Origin of the sequence: Proteus sp. fly-1013, from assembly GCF_040140245.1 — a bacterium.
In the GTDB taxonomy this organism is placed as follows: domain Bacteria; phylum Pseudomonadota; class Gammaproteobacteria; order Enterobacterales; family Enterobacteriaceae; genus Proteus; species Proteus mirabilis_B.
This window is the reverse complement of sequence record NZ_JBEEWD010000001.1, coordinates 714,400-736,461: the sequence shown is the minus strand read 5'-3', so window position 1 is coordinate 736,461 and position 22,062 is coordinate 714,400. Positions and strand designations below refer to the sequence as shown.

Annotated in this window: 23 protein-coding genes; 10 read left to right on the top strand and 13 right to left on the bottom strand. The window is 34.1% G+C overall.

Annotated elements, in window-relative coordinates; all coding sequences use genetic code 11:
• Nucleotides 1–334 precede the first annotated feature (334 nt).
• Nucleotides 335–766 carry an acyl-CoA thioester hydrolase YciA gene (yciA, locus tag ABN236_RS03615; RefSeq protein WP_006536988.1) on the top strand — a complete coding sequence of 144 codons (432 nt, stop codon included), beginning with the start codon at nt 335–337 and terminating at the stop codon, nt 764–766.
• A 143-nt stretch (nt 767–909) separates the two neighbouring features.
• Here yciA and tonB read toward each other — a convergent pair whose 3' ends face one another.
• Both tonB and ABN236_RS03605 read right to left on the bottom strand, forming a co-directional pair.
• Complete coding sequence (gene tonB / locus ABN236_RS03610; protein ID WP_349473388.1) at nt 910–1,623, bottom strand: TonB system transport protein TonB; 714 nt, start codon at nt 1,621–1,623, stop codon at nt 910–912.
• Between the two features lie 112 nt (nt 1,624–1,735).
• Nucleotides 1,736–1,918 (bottom strand): YciY family protein, encoded by a 183-nt coding sequence (locus ABN236_RS03605; RefSeq protein ID WP_036913581.1) that lies wholly within the window; start codon nt 1,916–1,918, stop codon nt 1,736–1,738.
• Between the two features lie 305 nt (nt 1,919–2,223).
• Between ABN236_RS03605 and cls the strand changes: the two genes are divergently transcribed.
• The 3 genes from cls to ABN236_RS03590 all read left to right on the top strand — a co-directional run bounded on the left by cls (nt 2,224) and on the right by ABN236_RS03590 (nt 4,383).
• Nucleotides 2,224–3,684 (top strand): cardiolipin synthase, encoded by a 1,461-nt coding sequence (gene cls, locus ABN236_RS03600; protein WP_349473387.1) that lies wholly within the window; start codon nt 2,224–2,226, stop codon nt 3,682–3,684.
• Between the two features lie 109 nt (nt 3,685–3,793).
• On the top strand, nt 3,794–4,123 hold the full coding sequence (locus tag ABN236_RS03595) for an HI1450 family dsDNA-mimic protein (RefSeq protein ID WP_370992865.1): 330 nt from the start codon (nt 3,794–3,796) through the stop codon (nt 4,121–4,123).
• 62 nt (nt 4,124–4,185) lie between these two features.
• On the top strand, nt 4,186–4,383 hold the full coding sequence (locus ABN236_RS03590; RefSeq protein ID WP_088495717.1) for a hypothetical protein: 198 nt from the start codon (nt 4,186–4,188) through the stop codon (nt 4,381–4,383).
• An 89-nt stretch (nt 4,384–4,472) separates the two neighbouring features.
• Here ABN236_RS03590 and ABN236_RS03585 read toward each other — a convergent pair whose 3' ends face one another.
• The 8 genes from ABN236_RS03585 to ABN236_RS03550 all read right to left on the bottom strand — a co-directional run bounded on the left by ABN236_RS03585 (nt 4,473) and on the right by ABN236_RS03550 (nt 11,391).
• Nucleotides 4,473–4,904: a carboxymuconolactone decarboxylase family protein gene (locus ABN236_RS03585; RefSeq protein ID WP_349473386.1), complete on the bottom strand. Its 432-nt coding sequence runs from the start codon at nt 4,902–4,904 to the stop codon at nt 4,473–4,475.
• A 197-nt stretch (nt 4,905–5,101) separates the two neighbouring features.
• Entirely contained in the window at nt 5,102–5,395 is a 294-nt protein-coding gene (locus ABN236_RS03580) for a hypothetical protein (protein ID WP_270753076.1), read from the bottom strand.
• Nucleotides 5,396–5,566: 171 nt separating this feature from the next.
• Nucleotides 5,567–6,022, bottom strand: coding sequence for a GNAT family N-acetyltransferase (locus tag ABN236_RS03575; protein WP_349473385.1), 456 nt, complete (start codon nt 6,020–6,022; stop codon nt 5,567–5,569).
• 204 nt (nt 6,023–6,226) lie between these two features.
• A complete protein-coding gene (locus tag ABN236_RS03570; protein ID WP_349473384.1) occupies nt 6,227–8,362 on the bottom strand; it encodes an alanine-zipper protein in 2,136 nt (711 codons plus the stop codon).
• Nucleotides 8,363–8,823: 461 nt separating this feature from the next.
• Nucleotides 8,824–9,363 carry an Ail/Lom family outer membrane beta-barrel protein gene (locus ABN236_RS03565; RefSeq protein ID WP_349473383.1) on the bottom strand — a complete coding sequence of 180 codons (540 nt, stop codon included), beginning with the start codon at nt 9,361–9,363 and terminating at the stop codon, nt 8,824–8,826.
• Nucleotides 9,364–9,702: 339 nt separating this feature from the next.
• Nucleotides 9,703–10,239, bottom strand: a complete 537-nt coding sequence (locus ABN236_RS03560) for an Ail/Lom family outer membrane beta-barrel protein (RefSeq protein WP_349473382.1) — start codon at nt 10,237–10,239, stop codon at nt 9,703–9,705.
• Nucleotides 10,240–10,707: 468 nt separating this feature from the next.
• Nucleotides 10,708–11,025 carry a hypothetical protein gene (locus tag ABN236_RS03555; RefSeq protein WP_349473381.1) on the bottom strand — a complete coding sequence of 106 codons (318 nt, stop codon included), beginning with the start codon at nt 11,023–11,025 and terminating at the stop codon, nt 10,708–10,710.
• Nucleotides 11,026–11,088: 63 nt separating this feature from the next.
• Nucleotides 11,089–11,391 (bottom strand): putative quinol monooxygenase, encoded by a 303-nt coding sequence (locus tag ABN236_RS03550; RefSeq protein ID WP_349473380.1) that lies wholly within the window; start codon nt 11,389–11,391, stop codon nt 11,089–11,091.
• Between the two features lie 363 nt (nt 11,392–11,754).
• On the opposite strand from ABN236_RS03550, the gene leuE reads away from it, so the two are divergent.
• The 3 genes from leuE to ttcA all read left to right on the top strand — a co-directional run bounded on the left by leuE (nt 11,755) and on the right by ttcA (nt 14,463).
• Complete coding sequence (gene leuE / locus ABN236_RS03545; RefSeq protein WP_083629078.1) at nt 11,755–12,396, top strand: leucine efflux protein LeuE; 642 nt, start codon at nt 11,755–11,757, stop codon at nt 12,394–12,396.
• Nucleotides 12,397–12,666: 270 nt separating this feature from the next.
• On the top strand, nt 12,667–13,215 hold the full coding sequence (locus ABN236_RS03540; RefSeq protein WP_194952390.1) for a 4Fe-4S dicluster domain-containing protein: 549 nt from the start codon (nt 12,667–12,669) through the stop codon (nt 13,213–13,215).
• A 324-nt stretch (nt 13,216–13,539) separates the two neighbouring features.
• Nucleotides 13,540–14,463, top strand: a complete 924-nt coding sequence (gene ttcA, locus ABN236_RS03535; protein WP_088495725.1) for a tRNA 2-thiocytidine(32) synthetase TtcA — start codon at nt 13,540–13,542, stop codon at nt 14,461–14,463.
• A gap of 307 nt (nt 14,464–14,770) precedes the next feature.
• On the opposite strand, the gene zntB is transcribed toward ttcA, so the two are convergent.
• Entirely contained in the window at nt 14,771–15,754 is a 984-nt protein-coding gene (gene zntB, locus ABN236_RS03530) for a zinc transporter ZntB (RefSeq protein WP_194952387.1), read from the bottom strand.
• Between the two features lie 379 nt (nt 15,755–16,133).
• Between zntB and ABN236_RS03525 the strand changes: the two genes are divergently transcribed.
• Complete coding sequence (locus ABN236_RS03525; protein WP_349473379.1) at nt 16,134–16,475, top strand: DUF4377 domain-containing protein; 342 nt, start codon at nt 16,134–16,136, stop codon at nt 16,473–16,475.
• Between the two features lie 300 nt (nt 16,476–16,775).
• Nucleotides 16,776–17,336: an Ail/Lom family outer membrane beta-barrel protein gene (locus ABN236_RS03520; RefSeq protein WP_088495728.1), complete on the top strand. Its 561-nt coding sequence runs from the start codon at nt 16,776–16,778 to the stop codon at nt 17,334–17,336.
• A 594-nt stretch (nt 17,337–17,930) separates the two neighbouring features.
• Here the strand turns inward: ABN236_RS03520 and ABN236_RS03515 are convergent.
• Nucleotides 17,931–19,550, bottom strand: coding sequence for a peptide ABC transporter substrate-binding protein (locus ABN236_RS03515; RefSeq protein WP_349473378.1), 1,620 nt, complete (start codon nt 19,548–19,550; stop codon nt 17,931–17,933).
• A 223-nt stretch (nt 19,551–19,773) separates the two neighbouring features.
• Here ABN236_RS03515 and tpx point away from each other — a divergent pair, with 223 nt between their 5' ends.
• Nucleotides 19,774–20,277: a thiol peroxidase gene (tpx, locus tag ABN236_RS03510; RefSeq protein WP_088495730.1), complete on the top strand. Its 504-nt coding sequence runs from the start codon at nt 19,774–19,776 to the stop codon at nt 20,275–20,277.
• A gap of 80 nt (nt 20,278–20,357) precedes the next feature.
• Here tpx and tyrR read toward each other — a convergent pair whose 3' ends face one another.
• Entirely contained in the window at nt 20,358–21,923 is a 1,566-nt protein-coding gene (gene tyrR / locus ABN236_RS03505; protein WP_349473377.1) for a transcriptional regulator TyrR, read from the bottom strand.
• Between the last annotated feature and the right edge of the window lie 139 nt (nt 21,924–22,062).

Here is a 22,062-nt window from a genome sequence, read left to right as displayed (position 1 = left end):
AGTATAACCAGTAGATACTCTTATTTGAGTATAACCAGTAGATACTCTTATTTGAGTATGGCCAGTAGATACTCTTACTTGAGTATAGCCAGTAGATACTCTTGTTTGAGTATGGCTAGTAGATACTCTTATTTGAGTATAGCCAGTAGATACTCTTGTTTGAGTATGGCTAGTAGGTACTCTAAATAATTTAAGTTGTAGCTAGGCGGCAAGCGAATGAGTCGCTAGGAGCATACATAAGTATGTGACTAGTGCGAATGAGTGCAGTCAACAACGCTACAGCTTAAAGTATGACGAGTAAGTTTCAACATTATTTACAGATACTTTATATCCCATGACTGAACAACAATCTTTACCTAATGGTGAGCTCGTTTTACGTACCCTTGCCATGCCTGCTGATACTAACGCCAATGGTGATATTTTCGGTGGCTGGTTAATGTCTCAAATGGACATCGGTGGTGCAATTTTAGCGAAAGAAATTGCTTTAGGTCGTGTCGTTACTGTAAGCGTAACGGGCATTACCTTTCTTAAACCTGTTGCTGTTGGCGATGTCGTTTGTTGCTATGCGCGTTGCTTAAAAACAGGTAACTCTTCAATTACTGTGAATATTGAAGTCTGGGTTAAGAAAGTCGCCACAGAGCCTGTTGGTCAACGTTATCGTGCAACAGAGGCAGTATTTACCTACGTTGCCGTTGATGAGAACAATTCTGCGCGTCGCTTGCCTGAAGGTAAAGCTCACTTCACGCTAACAAGTACAATGGAATAAAACACCATTACGACAATTTGATTACGACGAATAGCGTGAAAGCATTAAAAATTGAAACTAAAAAAGGCACTTTAATAAGTGCCTTTTATTTATCTGGTATCAAATTGTGATATCGCTTTGTTTAACTGCCTAATTGATAAAAATTAGCTTGCTGAGATCCCTGTCATTTTGAATTCAATCAGAACCACTTTTCCTTTATAAGGAATTTTTTCATAACGCCATTGGCGCATTGCTCTTTTTACTTCGCGCTCAAACACGTTTTTGGGATCAGCAGAAATAATTTCTACATTATCAACTCTTCCATCAGCATCAACATCAAAACGAACTTTAATTGAACCTTCCATCCCCACAGCTCGTGCGCGTGGTGGGTATATAGGTAAACCTTGGCGTACAGCATTAGGTACTTTACCTTCACCACTGCTTGCCACTGCAACCGGTTTTTCATCGCCTTTATCACTTGGCTTTGCCGTCGGGTTGAGATTTTTGAGATCATTACCTTTATTAACAACTAAAGGTTGTGGTCGCTCAACAGGTGGTTTCGGTTTGTCCACAGGTTTGGGCTTAGGTTTCGGTTTTGGTTCTGGTTTTTTCTCTATTGGTTTTTCAATAATAGGTTTTACATCAGGAATAGGTTCTGGCTCGGGTTCAGGCTCAACAACCGGCTCAGGTTCTGGAGGAGTAACTTCTTCAACCACAGGTTCTGGTTCGCCAGCAGGCTCATCTGCTGCAAATGCCAACATCTGTATAGAGATAGGCTCAGGTGTAACTGGCTTATCTTCTACAACATATAACATCGCAGCCGCAACAAGTGAGGCATGTAGACAAAGTGATATGAGTACCCAAAGCTTCCAACGCATAACTGATCTTATTTCACCTAAAGAAAAAATATGCCCCTAGTTTAAATGCAAATAGCAATCATATTCAATAACGTTTAGTAAAATGATTGATATTAGCCGCTAAAAAGTGAAATTATGAGTTCCATTCTATGTGTTGTACAAATAAAAGTGCTCTATGTTTTCTAGAAGTATCAAGTTTACGTAGTTTATAAATTCGGAAATTACGACGAGATTGCCCTTCTAACCATCGACGTCGTTTACGTATAGCTTGTCTCATCATACGCCAACGAGCTACTTCAGTCCTACTGTGTCTCATGCTATCAGCACCTATTTTTTCGAATAAGTGGACTATTATAAGACGTTCATTTTGTGATCCAAGAGGTGATTTATGATTTGCTTGAATTTCATCCATTATTTGAGCATTTCTCACAAAGAAAAAATGAATAAAGAGTTGTATCTTATTGCTTATTTAATGCTTATCTTTTAAGAAAGAGATTTGACAGAGATAATAATCCTGATTTAATAACAACATTCGGCAAATAACAAAAATAATGAACTATTTTTAGTAAATTGCCTTTAGCTTATCCATGCAATTCATTTTCAACGGAAAATAGCTCTACTATGACAACATTTTATACTGTATTAAGTTGGCTAACCTTTTTCTTCTATTGGCTATTAATTGCGGGGGTCACATTTCGTGTCTTAATGCACCGACGACCTGTTACATCAACAATGACATGGCTATTGATCATCTACATCCTGCCATTAGTCGGGGTTATTGCGTATTTTGCTTTTGGTGAATTACACCTAGGAAAGCGACGTGTTGAACATGCTAAGCAGATGTGGCCTTCTGTTGTTGCGTGGCTTGAAGACTTGAGAAAATGTAAGCATATCTTTGCGACAAGCACGAGCGATGTTGCAACGCCTCTTTTCCAATTAACGGCTAAACGTCAAGGTATTAAAGGTGTTAAAGGTAACAAGATTGAACTTTTAACCACCTGTGAAGATTCGCTCAATTCAATTACACGCGATATTAATAATGCCCGTGACAATATTGAAATGGTTTTCTATATTTGGCAATCAGGTGGTTTAGTCGATGAAGTAACCGACGCCTTAATTAGAGCCGCTAAACGTGGTGTAAAATGCCGAGTCATGGTTGACTCTGCAGGTAGTTGGAATTTCTTCCGTACTAAAGGCCCAGATGTAATGAGAGCCGCCGGTATTGAATTTGTTGAATCACTGCATGTTAATTTATTCCGTTTCTTCTTACGTCGCATGGATTTGCGCCAACATCGAAAAATCGTATTAATTGATAATTATATTTCCTACACAGGAAGTATGAATATGGTTGATCCTCGTTATTTCAAGCAAGATTCCGGTGTAGGTCAATGGATTGATATTATGGTCAGAATGGAAGGCCCTGTCTCGACCACATTAGGTATGATTTATGCCTTTGACTGGGAAATGGAAACCGGTGAACGCCATTTACCACCTCCTCCTGATGATAATATTATGCCTTGTGAACAAGAAAGCGGTCATACAACACAAGTCATCGCCTCAGGACCAGGTTTTCCTGATGAGCTAATTCAACAATCACTTATTACAGCCATTTACTCTGCAAGAAAAGAATTAGTACTGACAACACCTTATTTTGTACCTAGCGATGATCTTGCCCATGCAATCTCAACCGCTGCAATGCGAGGTGTTAATGTGAGTATTATCGTTCCTCGTAGCAATGATTCATTCCTTGTACGTTGGGCAAGCCGTGCATTTTTTACAGAAATGCTCGAAGCAGGTGTAAAAGTCTTTCAGTTTGAAGATGGTTTATTACATACCAAAAGCGTGATGGTTGATGGGCAGCTCAGCATGGTAGGTTCAGTTAACCTTGATATGCGTAGCTTATGGTTAAACTTTGAAATTACTGTTGTCATTGATGATGAAGGCTTTGGTAGTGATTTAAGCATTGTCCAATACGATTATATTGCCCGTTCGACAGAATTAACTATGGATGAATGGGAAAAACGACCATTTTTAAATCGTGTATTAGAGCGTATCTGTTATTTCTTTAGTCCTCTGCTATAACAGAAATGTTATAATCAAAAGACTACTAAAAACTAGCAACAGATAACCGTGCTAAATTAGTAAAAATGCGATACAAATAACGCGATAATTATTGGAACAATAGACAGGCATTACCATGAATGAACCGACCTTAATCAGTGAAGACGATGCTTTAGAACAAGCTTATGATCTATTTTTAGCCCAAGCAGCGGACAATTTGGATGTTGCAGACCAATTATTGTTTAACCTACAATTTGAAGAAAGAGGCGCAGCTGAAGTGGTTCCATTAGGTAATGATTGGCAATTTATTGTTGGTCTGCCTGTCACATCTGCCCGTTTTAGCGAAGTGATTATTGGCCTCGCTCCAGACGATGAATCCGATATAGATGATATTTTTGGTCGAGTCCTAATTAGTCGAGATCCGTTACAACCTATGTTCCATATTATTTGGAAATCATAATCACTTTTATCTTCACCTGCTTATATTTTAGCGGGTGATTTTTTATTTCAGAGAGAAATAAAATGAGTGAAAGTAACTTTATCATTGATGCTATCTTTACCTTAGCTTTCTTTGGTGCATTTTACTGGTATATCTGCGTAGCTATTATTATCGTAATGCTTTACGCCACAATAAAAACACAAAAAACGTTATTTCGTATCTTATTTATACTTATTGCTTTAATTTTTTCTTATTTACCCTTTATGCAATATCTTTGGTAAAAATTCAGCCTAAAAAATTAAAAGCGCTCCATCAGCGCTTTTCTCTTTATCATTATTTAATGATATATAATTTGTGTAGATAGTACTCATTACTGACGCAAACTCACAGCAATACGATTAAAGGCATTCATTAACCCAATTGCCAATGTCAGATCACTCATTTCTGTATCTGTAAAATACGCTTTAACCTGCTGATAAATATTATCATCTGTGCTTTTTGGTGAAATATTACTGACTGCCTCTGCCCATAATAATGCAGCTTGCTCTTTATCAGTAAAACGTTCACTCACTTGCCAACCATTAAGTGCATCTAACTTATTTTGAGCAACACCATGATTACGCAATGAGTTATTATGCATCTCCAAACAAAAAGCGCAGCCATTAATTTGAGACACTCTTAAATAGACAAGCTCAATCAATGTTATATCCAATGAACTATCTTCTAGCGCGGTTTTACATTGAATTAAACCAGCATAAGCTTTAGGACTGAGTTTTGGGTAAGATAAGCGGAGCTTTGACATAATTTCCTCACAATTCACAATAAAGATAAACCCACGATTAACTGTATATAAAAACAGTGATAATATATTCAATTTAAAGAGATCGGTTTATCAATTTTGTGGTATTTGCTTTTTGAGGCAATGATCTTCGGTATAAGTAACTTAATTTACTATTTATTCTTTATTAGATTATAGTCACTTATTAAGTTTAATAACTGCTACTCAAAGCATTTAGATGAATGAGCAATAGTTAAAAACATTGTGCCTTCTCTTGTGAGTGTGCTGTCTTGCTTTATGGGTGGTGATTTGACCATTCTATCTATTTCAGTTGAAGAAAATTTACCACTCGCTTCATTATAAAAACACAAACATTGATCTTTACTCACATTACTATAGACATTTAATGTATCCATACAATATTCAATAACTTTATTTTCTTGTGATTCAGAACAAGCAGGCAGTAAAGATAACGATAAAAATAAAGATAAAATAACAATTAAGTTTTTTTTCATAACCATGCCACTATTGTGTTAAATTTATTTAATTATGAAAAAATTATTTCATTAAAGCAGGGAAATTATTACGATATAAATCAAATTTAAGTGGATATTTATTATTTATATAAGATAAATAGAGAGTTTTTTTACTTTTCTCCCTATTTTGCATCTTTAATATTTCTTTATTTAGTATTTATACTTATTTTTATTTAATTTTAAATGTAGCAACGGGAAAGGATTGCCTTGCCCATCTAATTCAGAACGCCCTATTTGCTCAAACCCAATATAAAAATAAAAGCCAATTGCTTGAGGATTCTGTTCATTTACATCTAATTTATCAACATGCAGGGTATTTATCGCGAAAGTTGTCAGCAATTTACCACACCCATGCCCTCTAGAATTTGCATCTACAAAAAGCATTTCTAACTTATTTTCTGCTGTACCTAAGATCCCGTGAATAACATTATTACCGTCTATCGCAATATAGGTATTAAGCATAGGAAAATACTGTTCTACAATATCTTTTTTAAGCGACAAGATGATATCTTCAGATAGAAATGTATGTGTAGCTCTGACTGACGATTCCCAAACTGCAATCATTTCATCATAGTGCAAAGGCTCTGCTTTTATTATAGTTAGCATTCGTTCCCCTCCATAAAATATGGCATCTTAAAGATCTTTTATTGACAGTCAAGCCAGTCGAATAAAAAACACACATATTGTGTATATTAAATAAGTTTTGATAAGATCAAATCAAAAATATAGCGATAAGTATTTACATTTATATTAAATAAAAAAGGTTGGCAAATATCTCGCCAACCTTTTTAATCAATGCATCAAGCTAAATTACCACTCAAAATTGACACCAGCTCCATACATTAAATCATTTGAATTTGATGTTGATGTCGAAACACTGGCTTTAGCTGCAATATTCTCGTTAAAACGATAACCGCTACCCACCGCTATCGCATTTTCAGAATTATATCCACCAATGGCTGCACTGACGTTAAACTTTCCTACACTATAAGGTTGGAATAAGTTAGCAGTTGCCGCTGACATAGCAAATCCACGTTTCATTTTATCATCAAAATCATTCATACGGCTTTCTAATCTATCAATACGGGCACTATTATGGTTCGCTAAATTCCATGCATTATTTGCAGTTTTGTTCGCAATATTTGCCGTGTTATTCGCGATATTAGCAGTATTATTTGCAATATTAGAAGTGTAGTACGCATTATTAGCCGTAGTATTTGCTGTATTAGCAATAGATTTCGCATCAACAGCCGTTTTGTTTGCATTATCAGCACTCACTTGTGCTTTATCTGCACTTGTTTGTGCCTTATTTGCACTATCTTGAGCCTTATTAGCGGTCGTTAGTGCCGTTCCTGCCGTTGTTTTAGCCTCATTTGCATTTGTTAATGCAGTATTAGCTGTCGTTTTTGCATCTGTTGAATTGGTTAACGCTGTATCCGCCGTGATCTTTACTTCATTTACGGTTGTTTTTAATTCAGTTACTGAAGTAAGCGCCGTATTAGCGGTGGTTTTTGCATCTGTTGCCGTTGTTAATGCTGTATCCGCGGTGACTTTCACTTCATTTACGGTTGTTTTTACTTCATTCACTGAAGTGAGCGCTGTATTGGCTGTATTTTTTGCATCCGTTGCCGTTGTTAACGCCGTAGTGGCTGTGGTTTTTGCATCCGTTGCTGTTGTTAACGCTGTATTCGCTGTATTTTTAGCGTCTGTTGCTGTTGTTAACGCCGTATTCGCTGTATTTTTAGCGTCTGTTGCTGTTGTTAACGCCGTATTCGCTGTATTTTTTGCATCCGTTGCTGTTGTTAACGCTGTATTGGCGGTGTTTTTTGCATCCGTTGCCGTTGTTAGTGCTGTATTGGCGGTGGTTTTTGCATCCGTTGCTGTTGTTAATGCTGTATTGGCGGTGGTTTTTGCATCCGTTGCTGTTGTTAACGCTGTATTGGCGGTGGTTTTAGCTTCATCAGCCGTTGCTTGTGCTGTTATTGCTTTAGTTTTGGCTTCATCAGCCGTTGCCTGAGCTGTAGTTGCTGTAGTTTTAGCTTCATCTGCGGTTGCTTTTGCATCAGTTGCTGTAGTTTTAGCTTCATTTGCGGTTGCTTTCGCATCAACTGCCGTGTCATTAACTGCTTTTAACTGAGCGATATTGACTGCATCTGTATCTTCAGCACCACCGGCAACATTGGTTATACGGCGATAAGTGTCTCTTTCATCAAAATCTGAACTTGCTGCTTTTTGCCCTATTGATAGCTCACCAATATTTTGGCCTGCCCTATCGTCATCTTTCAAAAATAAAGCTTTGTTTTCAGACATTTTACCTGCAACTGAATTGGCGCCTAACGCAATCGAATCTTTAGCATCATTAACAACTCTTGCATCAGTACCAATGGCAACACTGTGGTTAATTAACCATCCACCACCGAATAGATCTTCTCCTTTACCAGCATTAGCATTACTACCAATACTTATGCCGCCATTGCTTTGTTTTGCAGCATCACCAATTGCTATACCACCTAAACCATCTGAAACTGCCTTAGATCCAAAAGCAACAGAGCCTTCACCTTTAGCTACTGCTGCATTACCAAAAGCAATTGCAGGTGCGCCTTGTTGACCATTTCCATCGCTATCAGCATAGGCACTATTGCCAATTGCAATATCAGAGTTATATTTTGCAACAGGAGGTTTAGGTCCATTTTTAGGTAAGAATTTATTGGGATTTTCGATCGGAATATCTTCATCATCCGCCGTATTACCAATAATAATTGAGTTGTTATTTACTGAAGTATCGATAAAACCAGAACCTATTTTGACGCCACCATATTGCTCAACAATAGGTGTCGATACACTTGCAGCAGACATTGGCATCTCAAGGTCATCGTTATTATCTACTGAAGCTGCTTGTGCAAAAAAAGGTGCGAGGGCTAATACGATCAATGATTTTCTAAACATAGATAGAACCTCAATAGTTTAAGCGAAGCAGTTTTGAATATAGCTCTTGTAAATAAATACTTTCGACTGAAGATAAATCACTAAAAGATAACTATTAGCTTTTTATAGTTAAAATCAGAAAAAGAATATCTATATTTTTATTCTTATTTGGAATAACAAAACAACCTGAAAGATATAAAAAATAAGTAAAGCCCACATAAACCAGATAATAAATTTAACTATAATAAAAAACAGAGTTAACGATTGCCTTGCGGATAATAAAAAATCAAAATTTAATTAAAAAAGTTTTAAAAAAATAGTATGAAGCAGATCACTAAAATGAAATTTAATATTAATGAGGTATTTTACATTATCTTCTTTAGATAAAGATTCTATCGCCTCACTTTAAAAATTTGGCTTACTGAAAAACAAAAAAGGCCACATAACGTGACCTCTTAAAAAGATTATTTATTAGCTTAATACTAGAAACGATAACCAACACCTAATACCCAAGTACCAAATTTTACATCATCTATTTTTGAATACTCATAAGATGCATCAATGGCCACATTTGGAATTGGATTGATTTGTAAACCTAATCCATAACTTATAGATACTTTGTTTTCACGATGCTCTTCGGAAATATCTTTATAATTAACATTAAAAACACTGGTGCCGATTAAACCATACGCATTAACATACTCATTAAAGCGATAACTTGGCCCACCTGAGAATAAATAATAATTTACATCACTATGCCCTGTACTTTTACCATCCTCATCATGGCAATTATATTTTTTATTATTATAAACAAATGAACCTATAATACCAAAACCATTATCTATCTTGCGATCATACTTAATATTAAACCCTTTTGGATCTTCATCTACCTTATCACCATCTATTTTTATCTGGGTTTGTGCATAGCCTATAGATAATGTATTTTTCAATGTGGCAGATGCATTAAATGTCGTTATTGATAAAGAGATTGCTGCAATTGGTAACAATAGTTTATTTTTCATTATATATCTCAATATTATCTTTAGTTAATAAAATGAGAAACAGCAAGATAAAATAGTTTAAATTGCAATTAATTCAACACTATAAAAGCACTGTTTCCACTTAGAATAATAAATCAAAGTGAAATTTAGATAAATAATTTAACTTTAATGAAAGAATAATAAAGAGAACTATTCAAATAAAGGCAAATAAATAAGATATTTATTTTAATAATAGGATAAAAACAAATTATAAAATCAAATAAAATGATTTATTTTAATATTATTTAATTTATATTTTAGAGAAAAATAAAAAAGGTCACATAACGTGACCTCTTAAAAAAATTATTTATTAGCTTAATATTAGAAACGATAACCAACACCTAATACCCAAGTGCCAAATTTTGCATTATCAAATTTTGAATATTCATAAGATGCATCAATTGCCACGTTTGGGATTGGATTAATTTGTAAACCTAATCCATAAGCCATAGACGTTTTGCTGTATTCGTCATTACCATAATAATATTTATCTTCTTGGCTAGCATGACCAAGACCAATCAAACCATACGCACTAAAATAGTCATTAAAACGATAGCTAGGCCCAGCAGTTAATGAAACATAATCAATTTCAGTTGAACCAATTTTTCCCCAACGACTATAATAATTATAAGTTAATTTTGTGTACGTCAGTGATCCAATAACACCCCAATCATTATCAAACTCATGATTATATTTAAAGTTAATCCCTTTAGGATTATCGTCGATTTTATCACCACCCACTTTAATTGAGCTTTGAGCATAACCTACTGATAAAGTATTATCTAATGCTGCTTGTGCATTAAAAGAAAGTGTAGAAATAGCTAATAGTGAAGCTGAAATAAATAAATTACGATTCATCTTTATTCTCTATATAAAAGCAAAAGGATAGACAAATGGAACTAAATTAGAATTTAGCTCTCTTGTTAAATTGAGTGCTGCACTCAATAAAATTTATTTATAAATAATACGTTACTATTAATATTTTATAAAGAAAATCTTATGATTAAAGTTATAATTAAAACACCATTTCCCTCAACAACAAACTCACCTTATTTTTTGCTATTATTAAGGAAATATTAAGGCTATAACGTTATGAAAAAAAAGACTGATCTTAATTTTTATCAATTTTAATTATATTTAAACCACTATTGTCGTTCTATTTATTCTTAATCATTAAGATAAAAAAATGCACTAAGTAAAATATACTTATCTTAGTCTATAAAATGTTAATGAATATTTAATCTAAAATTTAAAATAGTATAGAAATAAGTTATTTTATTAATTTTAATACGTATAAAAAAAACACTTATAAAGTGGTTTTCTCTTTTATCCATTATTAGCAAGTTGCATTTTTAACCAAAAACTTTGCTGACATAAATTAAAAAATTCTTTTCTACAAGGAGAGATAGCTTTGTTATTAGATTCGACAATTTCCCAAGTGATCCAATGTTCAGGACATTGAGCGTCATTATCATAGTGTTCTGTTTCTATCTCTTCTGTACATTTCAAAATGACACCATCAGGAAATAACCAAGTATGGGTTGCTCTGGTTATTTCTGTTAAGTTATCTAAAAAATTCTGGGTGCTTAAAATTTGATAGCTATCTTCTTGGTTTACAATTTGAGATATATACTTCGCTAACATCACCTTCTCTCTTGTTTTACTTCTTATTATCTAATGTACTCACCATAAATGAGCCAAGTTTTATTACTTTTGTTTTTCATCAAAAGCATCTGCCATAAGTAAAAATTTAGGCTCTGCTCTTGTATATGCATTAATCATAGGAACTAATCGCTGAAAATGTTCACTAGCACAATGCACATCAAGTGCAGCATGATCAGGCCACCGTTCAATAAAAACAAAGTGACCAGGATCTTTTTCATCAACATATAGATTGTAACTAATGCAAAGAGGCTCTTTCTTAGTCGCTTCAACAAGCTCACGATAAAGAGGTAAAACAATTTCTATCGCTTCTGTTTTAATAAAATCTTCAGCAATCACTTTTAACATCGCATTTCCCTTACCCTAATTGATCGACAAAATACTGTATAAAAACACAGATAAATATAGTCTAGTTAATTTAAGAGATCTACCGTCTTTACATAAAAAAAGCCATAATTTGCCTTTGTAATATTTTATCTTTCTATTTGAAACCCTATCATTTTTTTAATCGTGAACCAATTTTGAAAACAAAGGCAAAACAGTTCAGTAAGCTATTGAAGTGGTAAAGAAGTACTATTTTGACCAGAAAGCAGTAAGCATCAAACATTTATCTTCTATATGAGTAAAAATATGCGTTTAAATAATGTGGATTCTGTTTATATAATAGCAATTCATTAAGTAATACAGAGAAAGTAGGATTGGGGGGTTAACGTGTGGCTTGAACAATTTGGTGTACTCAATATCTGGACATACCTTGCAGGCATGTTTTTTATTATTCTTGTTCCTGGCCCCAATACACTCTATGTACTAAAAACAAGTGCATCAGGCGGTGTTCGCGATGGATATCGTGCCGCATTTGGTGTTTTCTTAGGTGATGCTATTTTAATTTTTCTCGCCTTTATTGGTGTTGCATCGGTAATAAAAGCCTCTCCTTTACTTTTTACTATTGTTCGTTTTTTAGGTGCTTTTTATCTTCTCTATTTGGGAATAAAAATTATCCATGCCACTTTTTTCTCCAAAAAAGTGCATTCAGAACAAACAACAACCGTACAGAAACACGTTTTTAGAAAAGCGCTTACATTAAGTATGACCAATCCTAAAGCGATTTTATTTTATATCTCATTTTTTGTGCAATTTATCGATTTTAATTATGCACATACGGGATTATCTTATTTAATCCTCGCTTCCATGCTTGAAGCCTTTAGTTTTATCTATCTCTCTTTTCTGATATTTGGTGGTGTAGCCCTTGCTCGCTTCTTCGGCTCACGTAAAAATATCGCTAAACTAGGTAATGGTGTTATCGGGCTTTTCTTTATGGGATTTGCGACTAAATTAGCGACATTAACATCATAAGTTTTAATAACAGATACCAATTAAAGAAATGGCAATCTAAATAAGATTGCCGTTTTTCAGCTACGCTTATTTACGTATATTTATAAAATTTTGTTCTTATCATCTTATTAAATACTATTCATTCTCATTTGATTTCAGCTTAAAAAACTATTTTTTATTTTATTGTTATTATTTAACCTTATTTATTCGATATAAATTTGATTAATATTACTAAAACAAGTTGTTCATCGATATATTATAAAGTATATACCCCTATAAATAGGTATTGAGATGAATAGCCAAATTGTTATTGACTCTAAAAAATGTATTGGCTGTAAGACATGTGAAGTTGTTTGTTCAGTCGGTCATACATCAGAAAAAGATGGGAATGATTTTCTCAATAAAAAGAATTTTCATCCAAGGATCCGCATTATTAAATTAATGCATCAATTTACAGCTTCTGTTTGCCATCAATGTGAAGATGCACCTTGTGCCCAAGCTTGCCAGACAAAAGCATTAGTGCGTGGTGAAAACTTTGTCGAAACACACCCTGAAAATTGCATTGGGTGTAGAGCTTGTCTTTTAGCTTGCCCGTTTGGAGCCATTGAGCTTGAGAAAAAAGCGCATTCAGCACCCACTTCTTGTTTAGATCTTGGCCAGCAATTTCAAATTGATATCGTTAAATGTGATTTATGCAATCATAGAGAACAAGGCCCAGCTTGTGTTGAATTTTGTCCTCAAGATGCCTTAATTTTTGTCTCCGACAATGAATTGTCACAATTAACTGCTGAACGTAGAAAAAACTCTATTCTACGTGAACTACCAACGATGCCTTATTAAGACATATACCTATTAATAATCGCTACGTGACACAAAAAATTTAATAGCCTTGTTCAATTTATATAAGGCTATTACTTCTTACTTTTTACCACCTTGAAAGCGCTTAACTGTAGTTATCTATATCGAAACCACCCTACCATCTGGTATCATTGTCGACTTATCAATTTTCTTGCCATAAATAACTTTGTTTTTCACACAACTTATCATTTGAGCCTATAAGATATTTTATATATTTATCATGTTGTTAAGGTATCAAAACAGCGAAGAACAAAGCCTTGGTTAGCAAGTTACAGAATAATCAGCAACGATATAGAACCGTAAAAAATGAGCATCCCAAAAGAGCAGTATAATTTCAACAAACTACAAAAACGCTTACGCCGTGATGTTGGGCAAGCTATCGCTGACTTTAATATGATTGAAGACGGCGACAAAATCATGGTCTGCCTTTCTGGCGGTAAAGATAGCTACACGCTACTTTCTATCTTAATGAATCTGCAAAAAAGTGCGCCAATTAACTTTTCACTTATTGCAGTCAATTTAGACCAAAAACAACCCGGATTCCCTGAGCATATTTTACCTGAGTATTTAAATGAACTTGGTGTGGAATATAAAATTGTTGAAGAGAATACCTATGGGATCGTTAAAGATATTATTCCTGAAGGTAAAACAACCTGCTCTTTATGCTCACGTTTACGTCGTGGTATTTTATATCGCACAGCAACAGAAGTTGGTGCAACTAAAATTGCTTTAGGCCACCATCGTGATGATATTTTAGAAACATTATTTTTAAATATGTTCTATGGTGGCAAGCTTAAAGGTATGCCACCTAAATTAATGAGTGACGATGGCAAACAAATTGTTATTCGTCCTCTTGCTTATGCTCGTGAAAAAGATATTGAGCGTTTCGCACAAGCTAAACAATTCCCAATTATTCCATGCAATCTTTGTGGCTCACAACCTAACCTTCAGCGCCAAGTGATTAAAGAGATGCTAAGAGATTGGGATAAACGTTATCCTGGTCGTATTGAAACTATGTTTAGAGCAACACAAAATATTGTCCCATCACATTTATGTGATACTCAATTATTTGATTTTGTGAATATCAAACATGGTGATGAAGTCATTAATGGTGGCGATTTAGCTTTTGATAAAGACGATATTCCAGCCGTTCCAGTGATGTTCCAAGAAGAAGATGATGAACGTCCTGACTTTAGCCAAAATAAACTCGATATTGTTGAAGTGAAATAATGCACTATCTCCTAAGCCTTGCATTCGGGGCTTAGGATTTTTATGACTAAATAATAGCCAATAATAAATTTAAGCAAAAAAAAACCGATGTTAAGAAACATCGGTGTAATAATGGTCAATTATTCTGTATTAAGAACTCAATATGAGAAAAACTACAATTATGGAGCACAACGTTCATCGCTCAACGTTGTATTCACCTGCGAGAGTTATAATGCCAGATGTTCTATTTTAAAAAATTGATATATCTCAAACAGGGTTAGAGAATTCTTTTTTAAATCCATTTAGTTACGATTAATTTGCTGAAAATTTACAACCATCTACTACGCTTTAACCACCAAGTAACAATCACAATCAAAACAAAGAGAGATAAACAGAAGATGGTAAAACCATAAGGAAATTCATTTCCGGGTATTCCACCTAAATTGACACCAAATAGCCCTGTTAAAAATGTTGTTGGTAAAAATAACATCGCCATTAGTGACATAGTATAAGTACGTCTATTCATCGCATCAGCCATCATTGATGTTATTTCATCAGCAATCACTGCCGTGCGAGAAATACTACTGTCCAAATCCTCTAAACGTCGAGAAAGTCTTTCTGAGATTTCCAACATCGTGACTCTATCACTATCACTCATCCACGGTAGTTTTTCGATAGAAAGTCTTGAAAATACATCTCGTTGCGGAGCCATATAGCGACGTAAAACAATCAATTGTTTTCTTAATAATGCGAGTTCACCTCTTGCGGGTATTTGTTGTTCGAGGATCATATCTTCCAATTCAATTAATTGGTCATGTAAAGTCTCAACAAATTCGCCTATTTCATCGGTCACAGCATCAGCCATAGTAATTAGCCAATCACCACTATTTTCAGGTCCATTACCCAGTTCTAAAGTATGAATAACAGAATCCACCGAATTAACTTGGCGGTGACGGCTTGAAACGATCGTTTGACTGTTAATATAAATTCTAAAAGCAACAAGCTCATCAGGTCTATCATTAGGATTATTATTAATTGTTTGCAAATTGATAATGATACCTTCACCAATACGTTGTGCTTTTGGTCTGACGTTCTCTGCAAGCAATATATCTTTAGCAATAGGTGGAAGTAATTCTGTCTCTTGTATCCATTGAGCACTTTGTGGTTTGCGATAATCTAAATGCACCCAATATGGATTTTCATTTGTTGCAACAGTCTCCGTTGTGATTTCTGTTGCTCCTCCATGCCCATCAAGTTGTGCTGTATAAATAGCATCTGCATCTTGTATAACAGAGTCATTAACTGTTTTCACTTAGCTTCCTCCATAACTTTTGCTTTAAAGGCAATACTTGAATTCAATGCTCAACTGTCAAATATGATTAGTCTACCTTCATTTTATAACGCTATATTTTGAACTGTTATTCTATACTTTTTTTCCAGTTAGCTGTATATCAACGCTACTTTTGTTTAATTCATCCCAAACTTCTATTTATCTTTATCACTTTAGGATTATTACACTAAATTGGATACTAATAGTTACGTTAGGATATTAACACCTAGAATAACAACAGGTAACTTATTTTATTTATAGGAAAAAAAGTTACCTGTTGTAATTTATAATAATTATCTGTCTGGTGTATACTAAATATTCTTTAATACATTTATTGCACCCTAAAAATAAGGTCATCAATATGAAAAAATTTATCGCTATTCCTTTATTTTTACTTTTGGCTGGATGCAATGACTCAACTTCAACTGAAAGTGCAAATACAACTCCGTCTACAGGGACAACAAAAACGCTTCTAGTGGATTCACAACTATATGATTGTGTTGGTGTCGCACCAATGAAGTGTATGAAGGTAAAAGAGTTACCTTCAGGCGAATGGTCTCTGTTCTATCAAAACATTGATGGTTTTGAATATAAAGCAGGCACTGAATACACATTGAAAGTTAATGTTACAGATATTCCTAATCCTCCAGCAGATGCACCAAGTGTGAAATATACACTAATTGAAGTTGTAGATAAGAAATAGAAAGTCACGCCAAAATCTAGCTCACAATAGGTATTAAAACTTATTGTGAGCATTTTCACCTATTACGCTCAATTTCCACTCCCTTTTATTTAAATAATGACCTCTCATTACACCATAATCTAAAATAATTAATAAAATTCATATTAATTAATTATTAGCTATTTATAATAGTTTTATTTTTATTGGGTTTAAGAATAAGCACGCGAACTTTTTTTAAGAGTAATTTCAATCAATTAATATTGAAATCAACATTTATTTTACTAAAAATAACGTTCTACACATCAACATAGAAACTCTACAATGAATAAATTAGCCCTTATTTTAATTACCTTAGCTTTATCTTATTCTTCTACATTACATGCCTATGATAAAACACACACCCTCTCTGCTGGTTATATTTACGGCAAAATAAAAGGCGACACCGCAAAAGGAGAGATAATCAGTTATCGATATGAAACAGAAAATACTTGGGGAATATTAATTTCCCTACTGCATTTAAACACAGATCGTAAAGAATATTTTATTGATCCTCGTTTTACCACACCGTCAACAATAAAATACCGAACAAAAACCACAGGTCTATTAATCGGTCCAACTTATAGAATAACACCTGAAATTTCTGTTTATGCTCAAATGGGTCCTAATAAATTAAAATATCAGGAAGATAAATATCATCCCAAAATAAATACAACAGATTCCCACATTGTAAATTCAACAAGTGTAATTGGTCAAATTGGCATCGATTATAATCCTGTTAGAGATATCTCATTTAGCTTGGGCTATCTTTACTCTGATACCACAGCAAACAAGCGGCATCTTGAATTAAGTGTTGTACAATTATCTCTAGGATTTCATTTTTAAACGGTTTTCTAATAACTACTGATAATCAATAACTTTATTTAACAATAAAGAAAAGCGAACAGATAGTTCTACGTTTAAAGCACTCAAATACCATGATAAATATATTAGTTTTTATTACAATTAAGTATTTATATCTATAAATAAAATAAGACATAATATTTAACATCAAGCACATTGCACAATTGGTCAAAACAATACCATAAAAATGTATTAACATATCACTTGCAATGTTTATTCCTTTTGAGTCTCCTTCTGTTTTTATAACAGAGGGATTTTTTTTGTTATAAATATTTTATTAATCATTGTAACAGTTAGATACAATAAAAAGCGTGCAAAGAAAGCCTTAAAAATATAATTTATATCCAGACGATAAGTCATCCTGCTTTATTTTGCTACGCCCCTTTTTTAAAGGGGTTCTTTTTTATTTATACTCTCTTCTATTTTTTAGACCTCTTTAGTTTTCTTCTTATTGATACATATCAACGTATAAATCATAATTTCTTTACATTTTCTATTTGTAACTAAAATAAAAAATGCCCCAAAGTAGATTTTAACTTTGAGGCATAATTTTAAGGTTTTAATTTAGCTTCTACCTTAATGCTTCAGAATATAAAGCGTATGGCTATATGCAACATCTTCTGGATTTTTAATTGGATAACCTTTTAGCCAAGGCTTTATTAATCGTCCATTTGTATATTGATAAATAGGTGCTATTGGTGCATCTTCAGCAATTATTTGCTCAGCACGGTTATACAAACTATTCCTCTCATTTGCATCAATAGCCATACCAGACAAGGTTAACACTTCATCATATTGCTTATTCTGATATTTAGGGATATTACCAGTATGTTTAGAACCTAATAAGCTTAAAAAAGTAGAAGGCTCATTATAGTCACCAATCCATGATGCCCTTATAACATCAAAATCCCCCGAATTTCGGCTATCAATATATGTTTTCCATTCCTGATTACGTAATTCGACTTTTACTCCTAACTTTTTCTTCCACATAGAAGCAACTGCAATAGCAATTTTCTGATGATTCTCTGAATTATTGTATAGTAATGAGAGTGTTAATGGATTATGAGGACCATATCCAGCAGCCGCTAACAAGATCTTAGCCTGACTATCTAATTCATCTTGATTGTATTCATCATAAATTGTAGGTTCTGGAGTAAAGCCTGCCGTTACATCAGGTGTAAAACGGTTTGCTGATTTCTCCCCTGTTCCTAATACTTTATCAGTGATAATTTTTCTATCTATCGCCATCGCTAACGCTTTACGTACACGAATATCTTTTGTTGGCCCTGATTGAGTATTAAAAGCATAATAATAAGTTCCTAACTGGTCAGGAATATAAACCTCATTAGGAATATCTTTCATTAATTTATGATATAAATTTTTCGGGAACGACTCTGTAATATCAATATCACCAGCTAAATAACGTTTAGTCGCATGTGATTCATGATTAATAGGCACAAAAGTAACTTTAGTCAATACTGTATTTTTATGATCCCAATAATAAGGATTTGGCGTTAATACAATCTTCTCGTTAACCACTCTGTCTTTTAAAATAAAAGCCCCATTTCCGACTAAATTACCAACTTTAACCCACTCAGCACCATATTTTTCAATACTATGATGAGGCACAGGATATAACGAAAAATTAGTCGTCAAATTTGGAAAATAAGAAACTGGGCGTTCTAACGTGACTTTTAGTGTTTTTTCATCAATCGCTTCTACACCTAATGATGTTGGTTTTAATTTTCCATCAATAATCTTTTGTGCATTTTCAATCGATGCAAGTGATGCATACCATGCAAAAGGTGAAAGATTTTTAGGATCAACTAACCTTTGCCAACTATAGACAAAATCTGTTGCTGTTACCTTTTCCCCATTGGACCATTTCGCATTATCACGTAAAGTGAAGATCCACACGCGATTATCTTCTGTGCGCCAACTTTGAGCGACTCCCGGAATGGGGCGTCCATACTCATCTTCTATCGTCAACCCTTCAAACAAATCACGTTGCACTTGAGCTTCTGTTAACCCTACTGCATTAATAGGATCGAGTGATGCAGGTTCATCTTTTAAATGTCGAACCACTTCTTGTTTTTTATCGAGTATCGTTCCTGCGGGGACTACTGCCGCATTTACCTGCGATGTGAGTAATCCTTGAACGACAAGTGCACATGAGATGACGAATATTTTGCGCATGTCTGTTTCGTCCTGTAATCTGTATGAGAATGAACTGCACAATTATAAGAGCCTGATAAAAAGGCACAATCACTGATTACAAATATTTTATAAATTTTTATGTTTTTAGTGGTGAGTATGCCAATAGTGGCAAATTTTAATAATGGTTAAGCATTAACGAGAATTATCGTTAATAATGAGTATTAATAACAGTTAGTCTAACAACTAATAAAGGAGAACAACAATGGCACATCAAGTTACTTTACAAGGAAATGCAGTGGCACTCGCGGGTAATTTCCCAGCAGTAGGTCAAAAAGCTGCAGATTTCTCTCTTGTTGGTAAAGATCTTAATGATGTTTCTTTAGCGAATTTTGCAGGTAAACGTAAAGTTCTAAATATTTTCCCAAGTGTAGATACTGGTGTTTGTGCTGCAAGTGTTCGCCAATTTAATAAAGTTGCAAATGAATTAAATAACACCGTTGTTTTATGTATTTCAGCCGATTTGCCTTTTGCTCAAGCACGTTTTTGTGGTGCGGAAGGCTTAGATAACGTAGTGACATTATCGACAATGCGTGGTGCTGAATTCAAAGAAAACTATGGTGTTTCAATTGCATCAGGTCCATTAGCTGGATTAACGAGCCGTGCAGTGATTGTTTTAGATGAAAATAACACTGTTATCTACACCCAGTTGGTTGATGAAATTACAACTGAACCAAATTATGATGATGCATTAAACGCATTGAAATAATACAGATAAAAAAATAGACGGGCATTATGTTCGTCTATTTTTATTATGCACAAAATCTTACTACTCATCTTACTACTCAATTAATCTTCAGACTTCTCACTCTTTTTATTCGTAAGATTATATTCTCTTAGCTTATTCGCAATAGCAGTATGAGAAATACCTAAGCGTTTTGCTAATTTACGTGTACTAGGATAATCACGGTATAAACGCGTCAAAATCGAAGCTTCAAAGCGTTTTGTCATTTCATCTAACGAGCCTTCTAATAAGTTCTCATCAAATAATGTTTCATCCGTATGCTCAGGTAACGTAATGTCTTGAACGCGCAATGTATTTCCGGTTAATTGAGCCATTGCTTGGTAAACAGTATTCCGTAATTGGCGAATATTACCCGGCCAAGAATATTGCATTAAATAATTTGAAAAGTCGGTAGAAATGGACGGCACCCCCATCTTTTGTTCTTGGCAGTACTGATTAATAAAATGAGTTGCCAATGGAATTATATCGTCCTTTCTTTCTCTTAATGGTGGTAATGTTAGTGTTAATACGTTCAAACGGTAATAGAGATCTTCTCTAAACAATCCCTTTTGTACTAATTCCCATAAGTTTTTTTGAGTTGCACAAATAATACGCACATCGACATTAACTTCTTCTTCTTCGCCCACTCTGCGGAACGTTCCGTCATTTAAAAAACGTAGAAGTTTGATCTGCATTTGCGGTGACATTTCACCGATTTCATCAAGTAAAACAGTGCCACCATTAGCTTGCTCAAAAAAGCCCTTTTTTCCTTCAATAGCATTAGGATAAGCGCCCGCTGCATAGCCAAATAACTCACTTTCAACAACATCATCAGGCATTGACGCGCAATTTAAACCAAGAAATGGATACCTTAAACGGTTACTTAGTAAATGGCAGGCTTTTGCTAATAAATCCTTTCCTGTACCTGTTTCGCCTACTAATAACAATGGATCATTCATTATTGCCATTTTCTTTGCACGAATAATAAGCTGCTTCATTTTAGGTGTTACGGCAATAATTTGGTCAAACCCACTTTGATCATTAGCCACTAATTTAGGATGATCATAAATAATTTCATGATATTTCAGTAAAACAAAAGCTCCAACACAGTGATTATATTGGTTATCATCTGTGAGTTTTATTGGGACTATTTCCATTTCAAAATTCTGTTTTTTCACAGTAATAGGCACCATTTGAATAAAGTGCTCTTTTTGTTCTAAAAAACGATGAATATTAAAATTAGGAATAAATTGATTAAATGTTTTCTCAGAGTGATCATCTGAAGATAAACCAAAAAGCTGTCTCGTCGCAGGGTTAAGTAACTTAACTTTACCTTTGGTATCAATAGAAAAAACAGGAACAGGGACAGATTCTAATAATGTCCAAATCGCACGATGTTCTTGCTCTGATGGCATAAATGCAACTGTACGTACATCAATAACACCATTTATTCGACGTATTTCAGCCATCAATGGTTGAAAAATATCAAAATCAATCTGTGAAAAATTCAGGTAAATAAGACCTATTGGGAATATTTCGATTCCACGTAAATCAATATTTTTTAATACCAGCAGATCTAATAATTCACGGGTTAACCCGATGCGATCTTCACAAGTGACCTCTAAACGCATTATAAACCTTCTTAATACTGAGTGACCCTGAACTAATTCTAGATATTATACATAAATATCAACGAAATAAAGAGGATTGTCAGCAAAGGTTGACACCACTAGCATTTATTTTTACACAACTAAATTAATCTCCTGATTT

Coding starts and splice junctions, on each gene's coding strand:
- yciA (WP_006536988.1), top strand. CDS start 335: ATGACTGAACAACAATCTTTACCTAATGGTGAGCTCGTTTTACGTACC.
- tonB (WP_349473388.1), bottom strand. CDS start 1,623: ATGCGTTGGAAGCTTTGGGTACTCATATCACTTTGTCTACATGCCTCA.
- ABN236_RS03605 (WP_036913581.1), bottom strand. CDS start 1,918: ATGAGACACAGTAGGACTGAAGTAGCTCGTTGGCGTATGATGAGACAA.
- cls (WP_349473387.1), top strand. CDS start 2,224: ATGACAACATTTTATACTGTATTAAGTTGGCTAACCTTTTTCTTCTAT.
- ABN236_RS03590 (WP_088495717.1), top strand. CDS start 4,186: ATGAGTGAAAGTAACTTTATCATTGATGCTATCTTTACCTTAGCTTTC.
- ABN236_RS03585 (WP_349473386.1), bottom strand. CDS start 4,904: ATGTCAAAGCTCCGCTTATCTTACCCAAAACTCAGTCCTAAAGCTTAT.
- ABN236_RS03580 (WP_270753076.1), bottom strand. CDS start 5,395: ATGAAAAAAAACTTAATTGTTATTTTATCTTTATTTTTATCGTTATCT.
- ABN236_RS03575 (WP_349473385.1), bottom strand. CDS start 6,022: ATGCTAACTATAATAAAAGCAGAGCCTTTGCACTATGATGAAATGATT.
- ABN236_RS03570 (WP_349473384.1), bottom strand. CDS start 8,362: ATGTTTAGAAAATCATTGATCGTATTAGCCCTCGCACCTTTTTTTGCA.
- ABN236_RS03565 (WP_349473383.1), bottom strand. CDS start 9,363: ATGAAAAATAAACTATTGTTACCAATTGCAGCAATCTCTTTATCAATA.
- ABN236_RS03560 (WP_349473382.1), bottom strand. CDS start 10,239: ATGAATCGTAATTTATTTATTTCAGCTTCACTATTAGCTATTTCTACA.
- ABN236_RS03555 (WP_349473381.1), bottom strand. CDS start 11,025: ATGTTAGCGAAGTATATATCTCAAATTGTAAACCAAGAAGATAGCTAT.
- ABN236_RS03550 (WP_349473380.1), bottom strand. CDS start 11,391: ATGTTAAAAGTGATTGCTGAAGATTTTATTAAAACAGAAGCGATAGAA.
- ABN236_RS03540 (WP_194952390.1), top strand. CDS start 12,667: ATGAATAGCCAAATTGTTATTGACTCTAAAAAATGTATTGGCTGTAAG.
- ttcA (WP_088495725.1), top strand. CDS start 13,540: ATGAGCATCCCAAAAGAGCAGTATAATTTCAACAAACTACAAAAACGC.
- ABN236_RS03525 (WP_349473379.1), top strand. CDS start 16,134: ATGAAAAAATTTATCGCTATTCCTTTATTTTTACTTTTGGCTGGATGC.
- ABN236_RS03520 (WP_088495728.1), top strand. CDS start 16,776: ATGAATAAATTAGCCCTTATTTTAATTACCTTAGCTTTATCTTATTCT.
- ABN236_RS03515 (WP_349473378.1), bottom strand. CDS start 19,550: ATGCGCAAAATATTCGTCATCTCATGTGCACTTGTCGTTCAAGGATTA.
- tpx (WP_088495730.1), top strand. CDS start 19,774: ATGGCACATCAAGTTACTTTACAAGGAAATGCAGTGGCACTCGCGGGT.
- tyrR (WP_349473377.1), bottom strand. CDS start 21,923: ATGCGTTTAGAGGTCACTTGTGAAGATCGCATCGGGTTAACCCGTGAA.